We start from the raw sequence: 17,236 nt of genomic DNA, 5'->3' as shown, positions 1-17,236 counted from the left end.
TTGATTGATCTGCTATCCCACATTTTTGTTATTGCGAATATTGGTTTGTCGGGATATAAGGGATCATTAATAAAAGTGATGGGTCGATTATGGCTAAGATTGGGATTGCATTAGGCAGTGGCGCTGCTAAAGGATGGGCACATATTGGTGTGCTTAACGGCTTGGCTGAGATGGGGATTAAACCTGATAAGGTTTCAGGTTGCTCGATTGGCGCCTTGGTTGGAGCGGCTTATGCGAACGATCAGCTCGATGAGCTGGAAACTTGGGTTCGTAGCTTCTCCAGCTGGGATGTGTTGGGTTTGATGGATCTTAGCTGGCGTAAGGGTGGCTTGATTGGCGGTGAGAAAGTCTTTGATGTCATTCAGAGTCGGATAGGTGATCTTCAGATTGAGCAGCTGCATCGCCCCCTTATTGCGGTGGCGACCGATCTCTATTCAGGGCAGGAGATCTGGTTTAAAGAGGGAGATCTGCGTCATGCTATTCGGGCTTCTTGTTCCATGCCTGGCATACTGCCGCCAGTGAAGTTAGGCGATCGCTGGTTGGTTGACGGTGCTGTGGTCAATCCTGTGCCTGTATCTGTAAGCCGTGCTATGGATGTCGATGTGGTGATAGCGGTTGATCTGAATGGGCAAAAGCGTGGCCGGATGCAGGTGTTACCTGTGGATATGGCCTGCAGTAAACCTTCGGTCGAGGAGAGTGTACAAGCGCAGGAGCATCAAGATACTGGTTTTATGGATCTGCTTGCACGGGGCAGGGATTATGTCACTAACTTGACGGATAAATTCACCTTAGGTAAGGGCTCAAACCCCGGAATGTTGGCTGTGATGTCTCAGTCTATGGACATACTAGAGCAGCGTCATAAGCGAGCAAGGTTGATGGGCGACCCACCTGATATCTGCCTGATCCCAGATGTCGCCGACATAGGCACGATGGAGTTCCATCGAGCCGAAGAGGCGATCGCGGCGGGAGAGTTAGCCGTTAAGCTTGCAAGGCATCAGATAGAAGCGAGATTGGAAAGCTACTAATTTCCAATTTCGAATATCCAGTACTCTTTTTACGAACGCATGAAGCCTCTCTTCATGCGTTTTGTTTTTGTATTAACATATTGTTTAACGAAATTTTTATCTGTTTATGGTCTATATTTCTATAAACGCTTTATGGGTGTTTGAACGCTTCTCTTATTTGGCTATGGAGCACACAGGCAGATGAAAACAATATTAGTGGTCGACGATCAACTTGCCATGCGTAATATGTTTAAAAAGATACTTGCTAGCGATAAGTTTCAGATAGAGCTGGCTGAAGATGGAGCTATCGCTTATCGAGCTGCTCAGTTAGTGGATTATGACATGGTGATAACTGATTACTATATGCCACATCTTAATGGGATTGAATTGACTGATAAACTACGCGCATTAAGAGCCTATATCGGGATCCCAATCTTGATAGTCTCTACCGCTAAAAACAGCAAGTTTAAGGAGGAAGCCAAAGATGCCGGTGCTACTGGTTGGTTCTCTAAACCTATAAAGCAAGATGAGCTACTGCCTACCGTATTGCAGCTGCTTAATTTAAGGTAATCGATCATCTTGAATTAAAAATAGAGCGGGTATACAAGTTTTTATCTATTTTGCTTTTTACATATCTATTTCGGCGTGATAAATGCATATAGAGGTTCATATCTCCCTTATATGCCGAAAATTTGACAATGAATCCAATCGCTAATGCTCCAAGCACTGCAGGCCAACTGACAAACACAAGCCTTGCCGATAAATATGGTATTAATAGTCACCAGACTGAGGCGGGTCAACATAGCGATAAAGTCACTTTAAGCCAGTCGAATCAGCCACCTAAAGCAGCAAGCAAGGAGCAGGTTAAAGATGAGTCTGTTTCACTCTCCCCCAGAGCCATGCGTGCCCAGAAGATTGAGAGTATGGCGAAAGATTTTTTTGCCGACGGTCAATTTTCTATTTCGGATCTGCCTAAACTGGTTCAGCGACTGCATCAAGATGGTATCTTGTCTGATACTCAGCTTAATCGTTTATCTGAAGGGGGAATAGAGTTACCTAAGCCCCAAGGTAGTGTGGAGGATATGAAAACGTTTATTGAGTCAAAGCGAGGCGAGCTTGAAAAAAATGCCTCAGATGAAAATACCATGTCCAATGTGCTTATTAAGCTCCTAGATGATGCAGAGGGAGTCTTAAACAAGATGGACAATATACAGAGTAAAGAGTTAAGTCAGCAAGCCTCAAGAGTGTCGTCACAACTGAATGTGTACCTTAAAAGTGATGTTCAGATGAGTGGTGAAGAGCGACAGCAGTGGCAGGGACTTCGTTCTGTGATGCAGCTGGCCTCCTCTATGGGCGACAGCCAACAGGCTTCTGGTCAGCTAAGTAGCTATTTAGCCTTGGGTAAATATTGAGCTTAGTGATTCTGCATCCATTATGTAATTTTTATCCACAATTTTTACCACTTTTATCCCTCATCTAGCCCGCTTTACTGCGATGGTCAAGAGAGAAATATGAGATAAGAGGCCTCAATGGCACTTATTTTTCGTTCTTTTCTCACATCCCAAATAATATGATCAGGATCAATGTTCTCAACGATAGTTTGTAGCTTAATACGCAACATATTGTGCTGATAATCTAGAATGACACTATATGTGGTGTCAAAATCAGCGTCACTTGAGGAGATTATATACAATGCCAGTGGTTATTAAGCGGGATGGTTACCGCACGCCTTTTGACGAAACAAGGATTAGAGATGCAGTTGCAGCCGCGGCAATCTCGGCAGGTATTGATGATAATGGTTACGCAACTCAAGTGGCGACTAAGGTTGCTGATACTGTTGCTGATATGGCAGAAGTTGATATTCATGACCTACAAGATGTCGTTGAAAACCAACTTATGGAGGGGCCATATAAGTCACTTGCACGTGTGTATATCGAATATCGTCATGATAGAGATCTACATCGTGAAACCAGCAGTCGCCTCAATCGTGAAATTCGCGGTTTAGTCGAGCAGAGTAACGCTGCGCTGCTTAACGAGAATGCCAATAAAGATGCAAAAGTTATCCCGACTCAACGGGATCTGCTCGCGGGTATTGTCGCTAAGCATTACGCTACACGACACATCTTGCCAAAAGATGTCGTGGCTGCTCATGAGTCTGGTGAGATCCATTATCACGATCTCGACTATGCGCCATTCTTCCCTATGTTCAACTGTATGTTGATAGACCTTGCAGGCATGTTGACCCAAGGGTTTAAGATGGGCAATGCCGAGATTGAAACACCAAAATCTATCTCGACGGCAACGGCTGTAACGGCGCAGATAATCGCCCAAGTTGCCAGCCATATATACGGCGGTACAACGATTAACCGTATTGACGAAGTGCTAGCCCCATTTGTGGCCAAAAGTTTTGACAAGCATTACCAAGTCGCACTGACTTGGGGGATCACTGACGCTAAAGCATTTGCTACTGCACAAACAGAAAAGGAGTGTCACGATGCATTCCAATCCCTTGAGTATGAGGTGAACACCCTACATACCGCGAATGGCCAAACTCCGTTTGTCACCTTCGGTTTTGGTTTAGGCACCTCTTGGGAATCAAGACTTATTCAATCCTCTATGATGAAAGTGCGGATTGCCGGCCTAGGTAAGAATCGTAAAACAGCTGTATTTCCTAAACTAGTTTTTGCTATTCGTGATGGCATTAACCACAAGAGTGGCGATTGTAACTACGACATTAAAAAGCTGGCATTAAAATGTGCAACCATGCGCATGTATCCAGACATTCTTAACTATGAGCAAGTTGAGAGGGTGACGGGATCGTTCAAAACTCCTATGGGCTGTCGAAGCTTCCTTGGCACCTACGAGGAGAACGGTGAGCTGCTTCATGAGGGGCGTAATAATTTAGGTGTTGTCAGCCTTAATTTACCTCGCGTGGCGCTGGAATCTCAAGGAGATGAAGCTGAGTTTTACCGTATTTTAGATAGGCGTTTAGCCATTGCTCGCAAAGCATTGGATACCCGCATTGAGCGATTAGAAGGTGTGAAAGCCAGAGTCGCACCTATCCTTTATATGGAAGGGGCGTGTGGGGTGCGTTTACGTGCTGATGATGAGATCTCATCTATCTTCAAAAATGGTCGTGCTTCTATCTCATTAGGGTATATCGGTTTACATGAAACCATCAATGCCTTGTTTGGTTCTGATAAGCACCTATATGATTGTGAAACCCTTCGTGAGAAAGCGATTGAGATCATCAAGTATATGAAGGCTGCAACCGTTAAGTGGACCGAAGAGACAGGTTACGCCTTTAGCTTATACAGCACACCGAGTGAGAACCTCTGCAGTCGTTTTTGTAAGTTAGACACGCAAGTTTATGGTGTGGTCAACGGCGTGACCCAGAAGGGCTACTACACTAACAGCTTCCATCTTGATGTTGAAAAAGCGGTTAACCCTTATGACAAACTGGATTTTGAACAGCCTTATCCAGAGTTAACCAGTGGCGGTTTTATCTGTTACGGGGAGTATCCCAATATGCAGCATAATATCGAAGCCTTGGAAGATGTGTGGGACTACAGTTACAGCCGCGTTCCCTATTATGGTACTAATACCCCAATTGATGAGTGTTACGATTGTGGCTTTACTGGCGAGTTTTCCTGTACCAGTAAGGGCTTTACCTGTCCTAAATGTGGCAACCATGAGCCAAGCCGAGTCTCTGTTACTCGCCGTGTTTGTGGTTATCTGGGTAGCCCTGATGCGCGTCCGTTTAACTTTGGTAAACAGGAAGAGGTTAAGCGCAGAGTGAAGCACCTCTAATAATAGAGCTGCTGCGCATCTCTATTTAGGCCACTATAGTGGCAAAGCATAAAAGATAACAGACTATATTTGTGCCAAAGCACGTATAGAGCCAATATTTAGCATGCTGCTATCTTGAAAAAATAGCCTCCAGATAAGTGAAACGCCATTTTGCGACTTAGCTTACTCGGAGGTTATATTTTTATGAACTCATTAACACTGAAGAATTTGCTATGAATTATCATCAATATTTTCCCGTCGATGTGGTTAACGGTCCAGGAACGCGTGCTACCTTGTTTGTCTCAGGTTGCGAGCATCAATGCCGCGGCTGTTATAATCAATCGACTTGGAACCCGTGTCATGGACATGATTTTGATGAGCAGATGCAGGATCAGGTGTTACGTGATTTGAAAGATACACGCATTAAGCGAAGAGGCTTATCTCTATCTGGTGGCGATCCACTCTTTCCTGGAAATCTTAGTGCTATCTTAGCCTTAGTGAAGCGAGTTAAAACCCAGTGCCCAGAGAAAGATATCTGGCTCTGGTCTGGTTATCGTCTCGATGAGCTGAGCGAAGCACAAAAAGAAGTTATCGCCTATGTGGATGTGCTGGTAGATGGTAAGTTTGAGCAAGCTCTCGCCGATCCAAGCCTTGAATTTAGGGGAAGTAGTAATCAAGTTATTCACTACTTAACTGATTGGTATTAAATGGAGGCATATCGAATAGATCTGCTTAGAAGCGGGTTCTAAATCTACCGAAATTTCACCAATGAGTTGTCCAAAGTTTCTATGGCGAGGCCTCATACAGAAAAGCGGTAACTGTATCTGCTCAGATGCTGTTATAATGCCGCCATTAGATCCAATCGAATATTATAAAACAGCTTTTTAGCTGTTTTTGCATTTTATAGAATTTTTAAGGCAAGAAAATGAATTTAAAAGAAGAGCTTCATGGTCTTAGCGATAAGCTAGAGCAGTTTCGTCGTAAATTAGCCGCTGCAGAAAAGCGTGGTGATAAAGGCGTCATGTTGCAGTTTAGACAAGAGATCAATGCTGTGACTAAGCGCATTGCCAGTGTGAAGGCGCAGCAGACTCGTGAGCTCAGTAAACAAGGCGGCTCGGTGGTGAGCATGAAGTTCAATCGTCCGCTGACAAAAGCTGAACAGGCAGATATGGGTAAGTTAAAGAAGTCTGTAAGAGGGCTGGTTGTGGTTCACCCTATGACGGCACTGGGCCGTGAAATGGGGATAAAGGTAGTGACAGGCTTTGCGCCAAAAGAGTTTTAATTGCTGATAAGCTCACCAGTGATTAATGATTAGTGAGCGACATCAAATTTTTTTACTGCTTCTCGGCGTATCCTTTTGTACGCTGAGCATAAGGGTCAACTATCCTTAAGATGAAGTAATAGTCGATTAAATCGCTAAGGTATTTCACTTAAGGGTAAAAAAAGATAAGATTCTGCCCATTATTTAGAGATAAGCAATGTACTCTTTTGACCCTCAGGTTCATTATTTAGCATTCATCTCGTTGTTTTCTTGATTATAGTCGTCTCAGGGAAGAGAGTCGTTAAGGTTATTTCATGTCCATTAAGTATGTCGCTTCTTCAACGTTACCCACCCCTTGGGGTGTGTTTGATATGCATGGTTTTGAAGATTCAGAGACAGGTAAAGAGCATGTGGCACTCACATTTGGTGTGCTTGATGCTGAAACGCCAACGTTAGGTCGAATCCATTCTGAGTGCTTAACAGGTGATGCGCTGTTTAGTTTACGTTGTGACTGTGGATTTCAGTTACAAACCGCGATGCAGAACATTGCTGAAGCAGGACAAGGTTTTATACTTTACCTTCGTCAAGAGGGTCGTGGCATAGGCCTGTTGAATAAGATCCGCGCCTATGAGCTACAAGATCAAGGGGCAAACACAGTCGAAGCCAATGAGAAGCTGGGTTTTGCTGCTGATATGCGTAAATACGATATGATCTTACCTATGATGGAGAAGATTGGTATTAAGCAGGTAAGTTTAATGACCAATAACCCACGAAAAGTGAAGGCGATGCAGGAGCTGGGTATACAAGTGGTCCAGCGTATTCCTCTGCAAGTTGGTAAAAATCGTTACAACGAAGCTTATCTGAAGACTAAGTCAACAGAACTTGGTCATATGATGTCCGAGCATCACTTCTCAACAGATGGTGAGTCATAATCTAAGTAGATCTTTCCTCTGCCACAAGCTATATTCAGTGCCATATAATCACACTCGTTTGCTCATGTATGGTTCTGAATAAAAGCCTCTTTATCTGTTTATCTTTGCTCTTTCTTTCATCCTCTATTCAAGCCGAAGAAGATTTTACTCACTACGCATTTGCTAACTATCTTGGGAGTGGTCTTTATCGTACTTCGGGGCAGAACACGACCGTTGTTAATATGCCCATGAGTTTTGAACTCTGGCAAGATGATACTGACTCGTTAACCCTGCGCACTCCTGTTTCACTCGGCTTTTTTAATTTTAAGTGGGATGACTTGCCTGAAGGTGAGTTTCCATCAAGTGTCGGGACTTTTACCTTCACACCTGGCGTTGAATACCGTACACGAACAGCAGAAGATCATGAGTTTCAGGCTTATTTTGATCTGGGATATGGCAAAAACCTAAATTCAGGGGACCATGTTGCCATTGTTTCGGGAGGAGTATCCAGCTTATTGGATCTGGAATACAAACAGAGTGCGCCGGTCTGGGTGAATCGACTCTATTTTGCTGGTTATCAAAGTTTTGATGGTTCTCAAGCAGAAACCTACTCAGCGATACAATCGGGTTTTGATATCGGGACCGATATTCACTGGCGCTGGGATTGGCTTGGAGTGGATGTTGAGCCTAGGGTGTTTGCGGTTGGTTATTGGTATTTCGACAAACTACGTTTTGCAACCCCTTTTGGGGATGATGTGCTGGTGTCTCATAGCTTGGAGGTGGGCGCTACACTGGCTTTTTCAAAGCCGATCCTCTGGGAGTGGATGGGGGTAGACCGTTTAGGGCTAAGTGTTAGAGCTGGCGATGGGGTTCAGGTTTGGCGCTTGATATTTGAGTTTCCGATCTAATACTTTTTTGACTGGTAGCCTTTGTAAAAACAAAAGAGTATTAGCCATCCTCTTAGCTTCTCTCCTTCATTAAGGCGATCGATGCCTTGAAAGGAGAGGAGTGATTGAATGGCTAAAAAATCCTTATTCCACTTTTACAGGCTCTAGCGCAAGCTGTTATTGATGTGATGCCCTTTTAGTTGGTAACGGCATCACACTCTGCTCTTCCCGATGCATAGCAACTTGGCTGACGTGGACAGGCAGCGCCTCTTGAGCAAATTAATCTGGCTTCGTTTTCTATACCTCGCTCTATCCAGTTGATATTTAATATTTTAGCAACGCTCATCAGATCGTTTCGAATTGCTCTTGGGATCATCACAGAGCCCCCTTTGTCAACGCAGGCTTGTTTCAGATCTGAGGCGATAGCCGATGAATCTCCACCTTGTGCTTCGATGGCTGGATTAAGATCAATACCGGCACAGAGAACATGATTGTTACCGGCTAAATCTTCGACTTTTATCGATTCACAACAGTAAATCCTTGGTTCATCTGCCACGTTTAAAATAGAGATCTGCGCCGATGTACCTTGGGTGGGTTCATTGATCATTCTAAATACAGCCCAGTGCTGACAGGGATCTTGTACTTGCCTCATATTCCCCCAAGGAAGAGGAATGCCATTACCGCGATAAACGGCTTTTAGTTTACCGGGCGCATAGGCATCAAAGTAGTGCCAGTGCGGGTAAGGGGAGACGACTGTCATGCGGCGCATGGCCACTGAAGCTGAGATCCCCAAGCGTTTATGCACATCAATCTCATAACCATGGCGGTCGAGAAGTTGCCTGAAAGGCACTTTAGGGCAGAGCAGAGCTCCTGCAAAAAAACTGGACTCGAAATCACGCCAAGCATGGAGAATATCTTGGGCATTGACGGTTGAAGAGGCTGGGGTTCCTAGTTCTTCAGAGGCGCTTATCTGGCTTCTTCCTGTGGTTAGTACTGACTTTAAACCATCTTTATTGTGCAGAGCACAGTGTCCAATATGAACAGCTAGATCGTATTTAAGTCTGATAGGCACATTCTTAAGGCGCTTATTGACATAGATGGTTGATGGTGGCTCGAAGAAGGAGGTGATCAACTGCATTGAGGTGACACCCATCTCATCCATCACATCTTGGGGGGCTTGATCAATCCACTTAATGCTTAAGCCCATCCCCTTGGCGATATCCGTAAGATCTTCAACAGCCAGTGGCATACGTTTCATGCCTATCTCTTCTGCTGCACGTTCAAGATCTGGGAAGTGATTTTGATGGTGCTCCTGATGAGCACGAATAAGTAGATGGGCAAACTGTCTGCCAGTAATACCTGTTTGTGACAACATCTCTGGGATGGCTATCTGCAGTATATCTTGAGAGAAGAGAAAACTAGGCTCAAGTGCCATGCCGCTTATGCCACCACGGCGTCCTTTTTCAGGAGTGATGGCTTGCACCTCTGGCACATCATCTAAAAACCAGTCCACCTCCTTTTGAAATACCGCCGCGATAACGGCCATCATGGCAGCACTGGGAACCCGTTTTCCTCTCTCTATCATGGAAAGATAGGAGATAGAGGGAGCTGATTCCGGATCGACTCTCATGCAGCGAGCCGACAGATCTTCCATGGTGAGATGATTACGTTTTCTTAGGTTACGTATCTTGGTACCAAGAAAATGTGATTTGCGCAGTAGGCTCTGAGATTTGCTCATTCTGTAAAATTCACCTTATTTTGTAAAATTCACAATGTAAAATTTTAATTGTGAAATTGTAATGAAAAATTAGCTAGACTACAAATCAAGCAATCGGGAAAGTTAATAAAACAGTTTTTTGCAACTTAAACGAACTCGATGATGCGGTAATAAATGGAAAATTAAACCTAAGGTGAGTAGAGAGGATAAGGCTATGAATACATCAACTATGAGAAGTACTCAAAACGAACAACAGATGAATGACCTTATCAGTGCTGAAGTCGTGTCTATGGATGCCTATGCTGCATCAAGAAGTGAAGACACGATAACTAAGGCTAAAGGGTTTCTTGATACTGCATTTCCATTGGCAACGGGTTCACATAAAGATGTCAGTAGCTATGTTGTTTATTACCAAAACCTTTTGATGTTCTTTAAAGATGGCACTCATAGCGGTTTACGTGACCCACGTCAATTTGTTGCCCTTAATGGCCATAAGAGTGAGCCATCAGCGATTCTACTACAGGATAAGGGAACTCATGTGGCGCTAACATTTGACCGTTGCGGTACAACAGGTTCACAAGATTTAGCTAACATCGATGATATCCAACTTGAAGGTCACAAGTACTGGATTAGCATATTGAATATCGATGAGCAGAGCAGGACTTCAAAGACAGAACAAGATCAGCTGTTTACTGCTAAAGATGGAAGTGACTACCTGTTAAAATAGTTTCAAATTCTGCCTTTGAATAAGCATTAAAAAGGCTGCAAGTTTATCACTTGCAGCCTTTTTATACTAATCAGTATAAAAATTAACTTCCCCAAATATCGGCATTAACTTGCCCGTCACCCTTTTTGTTGCTGTCTGTGGTGTTCTCTGCTCGTTTATTTGCCGCTTTACGGAGTGCTTTATCACTGGATTGATAGCCATCTTCCCTTGGTTTTTTGGCTGGAAGTGGCAGTTTATTCATCTTCAAATAGAGGTATTCAACTTTCTCTCTGGCCCATAGCGTCTTACGTAGAAATCGAAGGCTAGATTTCATGCTGGGATCATTCTTAAAGCAACGAACATCAATTCTATCCGCGAGCCCTTCCCAACCATAATGTTCGACCAGATCTGTGAGTAGTGCTTCTAGTTTAATACCGTGAAGAGGATTGTTTGCTTGTGTCATGAGTTTTCTGGATCAGCTGAAATTAGCTAAATTATACCAGTAAATCTTGTGGGGGATAAAGAAGAGGGCGTAAACGCCCTCTTTAATTTTACTTTTTGTTACCAAGTCACCTTGGTTTCAACTATTGCTTACTGAAAAGTCAGTGTCCAAGAGTTGATTGTGCCGGTATCACGTCTTGCGCTATCTACCGCTTTAAGTGTCCATTGGCCTGCAGACTCTACACCTGACATATCAACAGTATAAGTTTTGTTGATGTCGTTAGCGCTACCGCCAGTGTTATCATGAAGTATCGCTACTTGACCGCTAGGGCTGTGTAGTTCTACTTGCAGATCACCAATATAGGTATGTGAAATATCAACGGCAACCGATACAGTACCTGAATCACCTGTGCGCGTTGCAGAGATTGCACTGCTGATACCAGTTGATTTGTTATCAGGGATCGCATAGGTAGTATTGTTGGTGTAGCTTGCTGCACCGCCACCTGGGTTTCCACCGCCGTTAGACTCGGTATAGTTAGCCACTAGACTTACACCGCTAAATGCACTGTAACCTTGAACCATGACATAGTAAGTACCGGTTTGAACATTGCTAATAGGGCAAGATTCGCTGTTACCACTTTTCCATGGACGACAATCATAGCTGCCAGTTGTTGGTGCTGCGCCATATTGAACATAAAGATCGGCATCGCCTGTGCCACCGCTCATGGTAAAGCTTAGGTCAGTTGCACCCGCTGGTACGTCGATTGAGTAGTGAAGCTCAGCATCTTTAGCGCCTGCAAGGCTAGTTTTTGCTGTGCCGTTAACCAGTACGTTATCACCAGGTCCTGTGCCAGGATCGGTAGGACCGTCACATGACTCATCAAGATAGGCTTTTGCTGCGACAGCATCGACAAGACCGTAACCAGTCTTATCATCACGGCCTGCTGTGCCTAGATCTTCGGCTGTTGCATGAAGTGCTGCACGAATTTGCGCTGCACTACATTGAGTGTGATGGCTCCAAACTAGCGTTGCTACACCTGAAACATGCGGTGTCGCCATAGACGTACCGTTATAGTACTCGTAATCTTCATTGTCTGTATTTGCCACTGTAACTGTTGAGCCAACTTGGCCTTGAAGAGCCTGACCAGTAGCACGGTCAACAGAGACAGAGACTAGAGCTGCTTCATTGTTAGTATCAACAAGGAATGGATTTTGTAGACCTGGTAAATCAGTATTACTGTAAACAATGACACCACTTGCACCTGCACTGTTACATGCTTTCACTGCATCAATTTCAGGGTATGTAGCGCCTTGGTTACCAACACGTTCAACAAGACAAATTTTGTTGCTCATATCGCCACAGTTAAATGTCGTGCCCGATACTGTACACTCAGCGAGTTCAGCAGTAACGTTACCAATAACGGGTGTTGGTACGTGATTGGTACCTGATTTCACATAACGGTTATGTGGAACAACACCTTGATCAAAGTAAGACTGTCCTCCAACTGTGATATCAGCTAGGCGTCCTTCGCCAGCAGTGACAGTTGAAAGGATTGCTTCACCAGGACCTGAGATCTCAACCTGGTTAGTGTATTGAGAAAAAGCTGCATGATCTTTGTTGCTGTCAACCGCAGCGACAGACATAACAGCATCATAGGATGCTGGGTAGCTATGGGTGTTATCACCATCATTACCCGCTGCTGCAATAAGCAGTACGCCGTTACTTTCGTGGGCATTAAGTGCGTTACGTTCAGTCGTGCTTGATGAAGCACCACCAAGACTCATGGTAACGACATTAGCACCGTTGTTGACACAGGTATCAATGGCAGAAACCAGTGATGATGAGTATCCCCATCCTGATTCATTAAATACCTTGATCACGTGAATATTGGCATTTTGGTTTGGCATAACGCCAACAACACCACTATTGTTTGCAATTGCGGCGATGGTTCCTGCTACGTGAGTACCGTGAGCATTGTTATTGCCTGGATCATACCAGTTGCCTGTCCCTGAGTTATTGGTACCTGTGACGTTGTTACCACTGAGATCGCTGTGATCACGGTCATAGCCAGAGTCAATAATACAGATGGTACGATTACCTGCTTGTGAGTCACTTAAGCTAGTGGCGCCAACATAGGTTTGTCCCCAAGGTGTGGTTTCGCTCAGTAATCTTCTTGGTACATCTTCCTCAACGTATTCTACATCAGGGCGCAATCTAAGTGATTGAATACCTTTGGAGTTAAGTTTAGCTGTGTAGCTGTTACTGCGACCAATACGCTTCATCTCTTTTGCAGAAACACTGTTCATGGCTCTGTGATGAGAGAAAACTTCGTTCGATCTTGGCTCATAAAGCGCTTCATTCATCTCGTTTGATTGAGATTGAAAGTTAGCAGCTGCGTTTGAATTTCTAAATTTTACGATATAACGCTTAGGCAGTGGCGATGCTTGCTCGATACCTGAGTTGAGTGACTGGACTCCCGGGGTAAAGGCGGGAGCAGCAGTTACACTGGCAGAGATTGCCATCGCTAATGCTGATAAGCTTAGCGCCACAGCCGTAGGTTTGGTACTTGTCATAAAAGCCTTCCATGTTAATTAGTATTAATCATTATTATTAGTTTGTTTTTTAGACTTTATGCTAAAAAACAAGTTACTCGACAGTGAATGTATCTGTGCGTGAAACATTTGTAAAATAAATGTTTAGTCGTGTTTGTGGTTTTGTTGCGAGTATTGTGTTTAGAGAGTTGTGAATAAATATCGCGTTTAAATCGCATTTTATTCAAAGAAAGTGGGATTAAAATTGAATTAATATGCGACTTGGTTGAATGAGGATTTAATTGTATACAAAGTTAGTTATATTGAAAATAAGAGGGAGATATGAGTAAGGGTAAAGGCTAGTTTATTGATTATAAGGTGATTATTTTTAAGTGAATAAGTAATTCCTAAAAGTAATAAGCGAGTGAGAAATTGATGTAAATAAAAAGATTATGTATATAGCGTCAATTTTTACCGTATACCACATTTAATTAACGAGTTTTCAAACATAAATAATTAATTGGATCGGGTCATTTTTTATGTATTGAGTAGCCAGCCACTGCTGGGCTGGCCATTAACCGTGCTACTTTTTATTAACAAAAGGAGGTTATTGTTTTTTGTGGTTGTTTAACATCTTGTAGCCACCACCATTATAGGTGTTGGTATATCCTTTTTCGATCAAGGTATCGTTGGCTATGCCGCTACGGCGTCCACTTCTGCAATAAAGTACTATCTCTCTCTCTTTATCAATATTGAGCTTATTAAGCCCTTCAGAAATGGTTTCGAACGGGATATTAATGGCGTTGTCTAAGTGTCCACTTGCAAACTCTTGCGCTGTGCGCACATCTACAATTAGAGCGCCTGTATCTATTTTACTCCAAGCTGTCTGAGGATTTTTGTCTGCTGCTAATGCGCTTTGACTGATTGATAACAAGAGTAATAGCGTGGCAATGAAATAACTTGGTGCCTTAAAGGCTTTATTGATTATATTCATGGTTTGATACCTTTATTTTGTTTTCATCAGTATAGCCGCAGTATGGGGTAGGGTAAATGAACTTGTGTCGCAGAATAAATCAATATTAGAGAAGGTAACTTATTAATATAGAGTGGTTTATTTTTTACTGCTTCTGGCATAGGGTTTTACTTTGATATGCCACAGACAACTAATCTTACTTCATTCAGTCGTCGTGGCATCTAATCGTCTAAGTAATAGGTCAGTGTAGAGACAATACGCACTCGTTTAATATAGGGAGTATTGCTGTCTCTATCTGAGATACTGAACTGGCCTTGACTGGCTTGTTTGATTTTTCCCAGTTTGGAGTCAGAGTCACTGGCAAATTTAGTGGCCACCTCTCTTGCATTTTGTGTGGCAGATTGAACCATATCAGGCTTGACCTCGTTGAGCTCAGTAAACAGAAACTCTGTGCGGCTATTATAGTCCTGATTGGAGATGGCAATTCCCTCCTTGGTAAGATCCAGCATGCTCTTTTGACTACTGAGGAGCAGATCAACTCGCTTAGTATATAAAGAGATAGTCACTTTCGCGGCATATCGATACTTTACATTGGGGTCTACATAACCTTGAGCTTGTCTGTCCTCAATAGAGGGCAGTGAGGTTGAGATCTCATCAGAGGTAAACCCTTGAGCAGTCAGGAAGCCGACCACTTTATCTGTCTTATCCTGCACTGAAGCATATAAAGCATTGAGATCATTATCGACCTCGGTAAAACGTATTGGCCAGATGGCGATATTGGCTTTAACCTCTTTCTCTGCCAGCCCCTTAACGGTGACAGTGCGCTCCATGGATTTCATTTTTATTAAGCTGTCACCTATTCCTTGGGCTGAGAGCACTAGCCCAATACTTAGTAACCCACCAAGGACAAAGGCTGCTAAAGTGTTATTTTTCAACATAGTATTCCGTATAAGGTGATTGGATTATACCAATATAATACCCTTTTACGGGGGGAGATCTATGGTAATTAATACTATTTTCAAGGGGAGATATTAGGTTGCCATAATTCGACTTTATTGCCATCTGGATCGATAAACCAGCCGAAACGGCCAAACTCAGATGGCTCTGATATTTCCAGTACCTCGCAGCCTCCAGCTTGAACTTGAGCTAACGCTTCTGTGAGATCATCGACAACTAGATTTATCATAAAGGAGGATTGTGAAGGGTTAAGGTATTCGCTGTCGCTCTCCATAGGAGACCATATGCTGTAACCACTTCGAGCATAATGAGAGAGTTTGTCGAGGTAGAAGGCCGCTCCGCCCCAAGACTCGACTGGGAGCTGCAGGTGTTTCTGATACCAATGAGCTAATGCTTTGGGGTTGCTGCTTTTAAAGAGTATCCCTCCGAGCCCTATGACTTTGGCCATCTTAAATACCTAGCTAATAGAAAGGGTCTATTAACTATATATAATTTACTCGAAATGCACAAAAAAGCCGCACAAAAGTGCGGCTTTTTCAATGAGTCGTATCGTTTAGAACTGGTAGCTGTACTGCACTGAGTAGTAAATAGCATCAGAGCGAGTATAAGCTGTCACATCACCATTTAAACCTGGGATTGCACCGATAACTGAACTATTTTCGGTAACATGGACATCTTCACCGCGAACAAAGGCGATACCCATATCGATAGTCGATTGTGTGCTTAGATTATAACTGACACCTGCTGTGTACCAGTTACGATCTGAATCAGGGATAGATAATGAGCTTACGTCACCAACAACCCCTTGATCATGCATGTAACCTGCGCGCACTTTCCAGTTTTCGTTGATTGTGTACGTACCGCCAACACTGAATAACCAAGAGTCTTTCCAAGCGTACTGTTTAAGTACAGCATCACCGGCAGCTGTGCCATTTGCTAGCTGACCATCGGTGACTGTGATCTCATGGAAATCACCCCATGTGGTAAGCTGGGCTGTATAGTGTAATGCGAACTTTTCAGTTAGCTGATGAAAACCAGCAACTTGGAAGATATCTGGCATTGGAATGTTGATCTCATCAAATGCGATGGTACCAACACCTGGTTGCGTCATGTTCACATCGCCAGTCGCTTTAAACTCAGGGCTGAAACGGTAGCTCATGCCTAAACGATGGTCGGCGTTAAACTCGTAAACGGCACCAAGAATACCACCAAATGCGATACCATCAGCTTCTACATCGACTAAAGAAACTGGCACCATGCTGCCGTTATCGCCGAACGGAAGGTTACCCTCACGGCTTAAGTTACCCTCACCGTAAATGATATCGACACCAGCACCAACACTGAAATGTTCATTGAAGCGGTAAGATAAACTTGCGTTGAAATTCATGGTCACAATTTCAGTGTTACCCAATAGATCAACCGGTGCTGGTGCAGGGACAACCGCGCCGTTGTCCATCTTTGGATTGCTATTAGCAAGGCTAGTTAAATCTGTACCAGTACCAAAATTACTAAAGCCCGCTACACCAAATGCCCATTTATCGTTAATAGGTTGGATGTAGTAGAAGTTAGGGATAAGCTTGCTTTCTGCCACGCCTTCAGCACTACCGTAATTTCCTAGTGGCGTCGACACGTCAGAGATATTGACGTCTAAGTCGGCATACGCCGCGCCAACAGATAATGATTTTTCGTCAAACAGAGCCATTGCTGCAGGGTTGCGCGATAGTACTGACGCATTATCAGCAATCACTGCATCGCCGGCAAAAGCTCGGCCAAGGCCTGTTGCTGATTGACTGTTAAGTTGAAAACCTGCTGCCATTGCTTGTGAACTGGCAAGTGTTACCGCTACAGCTAGTATTGTCTTGTTAAAATACTTCATCATAATTCTCGATTATTTACGGCTTCACTTTTGATTGAGTGCCGGTATGACATTAGCTCAATGTGAAGTCCATTTATTAGACCTGTGCATAGTAGGGATGGTTTTGAATGCCAACAACTCCGACCAGATGGGTTTTCAAGTTGTGTTTTTGTTAATTTCTAAAGGATAAAAACAGGAAGGTT

Annotated in this window: 16 protein-coding genes; 9 read left to right on the top strand and 7 right to left on the bottom strand. The window is 43.6% G+C overall.

The window, feature by feature from the left end:
• Positions 1–89 precede the first annotated feature (89 nt).
• The 8 genes from rssA to K0625_RS01030 all read left to right on the top strand — a co-directional run bounded on the left by rssA (position 90) and on the right by K0625_RS01030 (position 7,873).
• Entirely contained in the window at positions 90–1,025 is a 936-nt protein-coding gene (rssA, locus tag K0625_RS01065; protein ID WP_065188507.1) for a patatin-like phospholipase RssA, read from the top strand.
• Between the two features lie 180 nt (positions 1,026–1,205).
• The gene (locus tag K0625_RS01060) at positions 1,206–1,574 is read left to right on the top strand and encodes a response regulator (RefSeq protein ID WP_220107967.1); all 369 of its coding nucleotides are present in this window, start codon (positions 1,206–1,208) and stop codon (positions 1,572–1,574) included.
• A 128-nt stretch (positions 1,575–1,702) separates the two neighbouring features.
• Positions 1,703–2,416, top strand: a complete 714-nt coding sequence (locus tag K0625_RS01055) for a hypothetical protein (protein ID WP_220107966.1) — start codon at positions 1,703–1,705, stop codon at positions 2,414–2,416.
• 280 nt (positions 2,417–2,696) lie between these two features.
• Positions 2,697–4,814 carry an anaerobic ribonucleoside-triphosphate reductase gene (gene nrdD, locus K0625_RS01050; protein WP_220107965.1) on the top strand — a complete coding sequence of 706 codons (2,118 nt, stop codon included), beginning with the start codon at positions 2,697–2,699 and terminating at the stop codon, positions 4,812–4,814.
• A gap of 212 nt (positions 4,815–5,026) precedes the next feature.
• Positions 5,027–5,500, top strand: a complete 474-nt coding sequence (gene nrdG / locus K0625_RS01045) for an anaerobic ribonucleoside-triphosphate reductase-activating protein (RefSeq protein WP_220107964.1) — start codon at positions 5,027–5,029, stop codon at positions 5,498–5,500.
• 218 nt (positions 5,501–5,718) lie between these two features.
• Positions 5,719–6,075 carry a YibL family ribosome-associated protein gene (locus K0625_RS01040; protein ID WP_012325654.1) on the top strand — a complete coding sequence of 119 codons (357 nt, stop codon included), beginning with the start codon at positions 5,719–5,721 and terminating at the stop codon, positions 6,073–6,075.
• A 293-nt stretch (positions 6,076–6,368) separates the two neighbouring features.
• A complete protein-coding gene (ribA, locus tag K0625_RS01035) occupies positions 6,369–6,986 on the top strand; it encodes a GTP cyclohydrolase II (protein ID WP_220107963.1) in 618 nt (205 codons plus the stop codon).
• Positions 6,987–7,054: 68 nt separating this feature from the next.
• On the top strand, positions 7,055–7,873 hold the full coding sequence (locus tag K0625_RS01030; protein WP_220107962.1) for a hypothetical protein: 819 nt from the start codon (positions 7,055–7,057) through the stop codon (positions 7,871–7,873).
• 175 nt (positions 7,874–8,048) lie between these two features.
• Here K0625_RS01030 and K0625_RS01025 read toward each other — a convergent pair whose 3' ends face one another.
• Complete coding sequence (locus K0625_RS01025; protein WP_220107961.1) at positions 8,049–9,590, bottom strand: DUF3612 domain-containing protein; 1,542 nt, start codon at positions 9,588–9,590, stop codon at positions 8,049–8,051.
• Positions 9,591–9,783: 193 nt separating this feature from the next.
• On the opposite strand from K0625_RS01025, the gene K0625_RS01020 reads away from it, so the two are divergent.
• Positions 9,784–10,296 carry an aldolase/citrate lyase/malate synthase family protein gene (locus K0625_RS01020; protein ID WP_220107960.1) on the top strand — a complete coding sequence of 171 codons (513 nt, stop codon included), beginning with the start codon at positions 9,784–9,786 and terminating at the stop codon, positions 10,294–10,296.
• Between the two features lie 82 nt (positions 10,297–10,378).
• Here the strand turns inward: K0625_RS01020 and K0625_RS01015 are convergent, their stop codons facing one another.
• From K0625_RS01015 to K0625_RS00990, 6 genes are all read right to left on the bottom strand, one after another.
• Entirely contained in the window at positions 10,379–10,738 is a 360-nt protein-coding gene (locus tag K0625_RS01015; protein ID WP_220107959.1) for a VF530 family protein, read from the bottom strand.
• Positions 10,739–10,866: 128 nt separating this feature from the next.
• Positions 10,867–13,290 carry a S8 family serine peptidase gene (locus tag K0625_RS01010; RefSeq protein ID WP_220107958.1) on the bottom strand — a complete coding sequence of 808 codons (2,424 nt, stop codon included), beginning with the start codon at positions 13,288–13,290 and terminating at the stop codon, positions 10,867–10,869.
• Positions 13,291–13,855: 565 nt separating this feature from the next.
• Positions 13,856–14,242: a rhodanese-like domain-containing protein gene (locus K0625_RS01005; protein WP_220107957.1), complete on the bottom strand. Its 387-nt coding sequence runs from the start codon at positions 14,240–14,242 to the stop codon at positions 13,856–13,858.
• Between the two features lie 200 nt (positions 14,243–14,442).
• Entirely contained in the window at positions 14,443–15,159 is a 717-nt protein-coding gene (locus K0625_RS01000) for an SIMPL domain-containing protein (RefSeq protein WP_220107956.1), read from the bottom strand.
• Positions 15,160–15,239: 80 nt separating this feature from the next.
• A complete protein-coding gene (locus K0625_RS00995) occupies positions 15,240–15,626 on the bottom strand; it encodes a VOC family protein (protein WP_220107955.1) in 387 nt (128 codons plus the stop codon).
• A 105-nt stretch (positions 15,627–15,731) separates the two neighbouring features.
• Positions 15,732–17,054, bottom strand: coding sequence for an OmpP1/FadL family transporter (locus K0625_RS00990; protein WP_220108173.1), 1,323 nt, complete (start codon positions 17,052–17,054; stop codon positions 15,732–15,734).
• Positions 17,055–17,236 lie beyond the last annotated feature (182 nt).

Origin of the sequence: Shewanella nanhaiensis, assembly GCF_019457885.1 — a bacterium.
GTDB lineage: Bacteria > Pseudomonadota > Gammaproteobacteria > Enterobacterales > Shewanellaceae > Shewanella > Shewanella nanhaiensis.
This window is presented reverse-complemented; position numbering and strand designations above follow the sequence as displayed.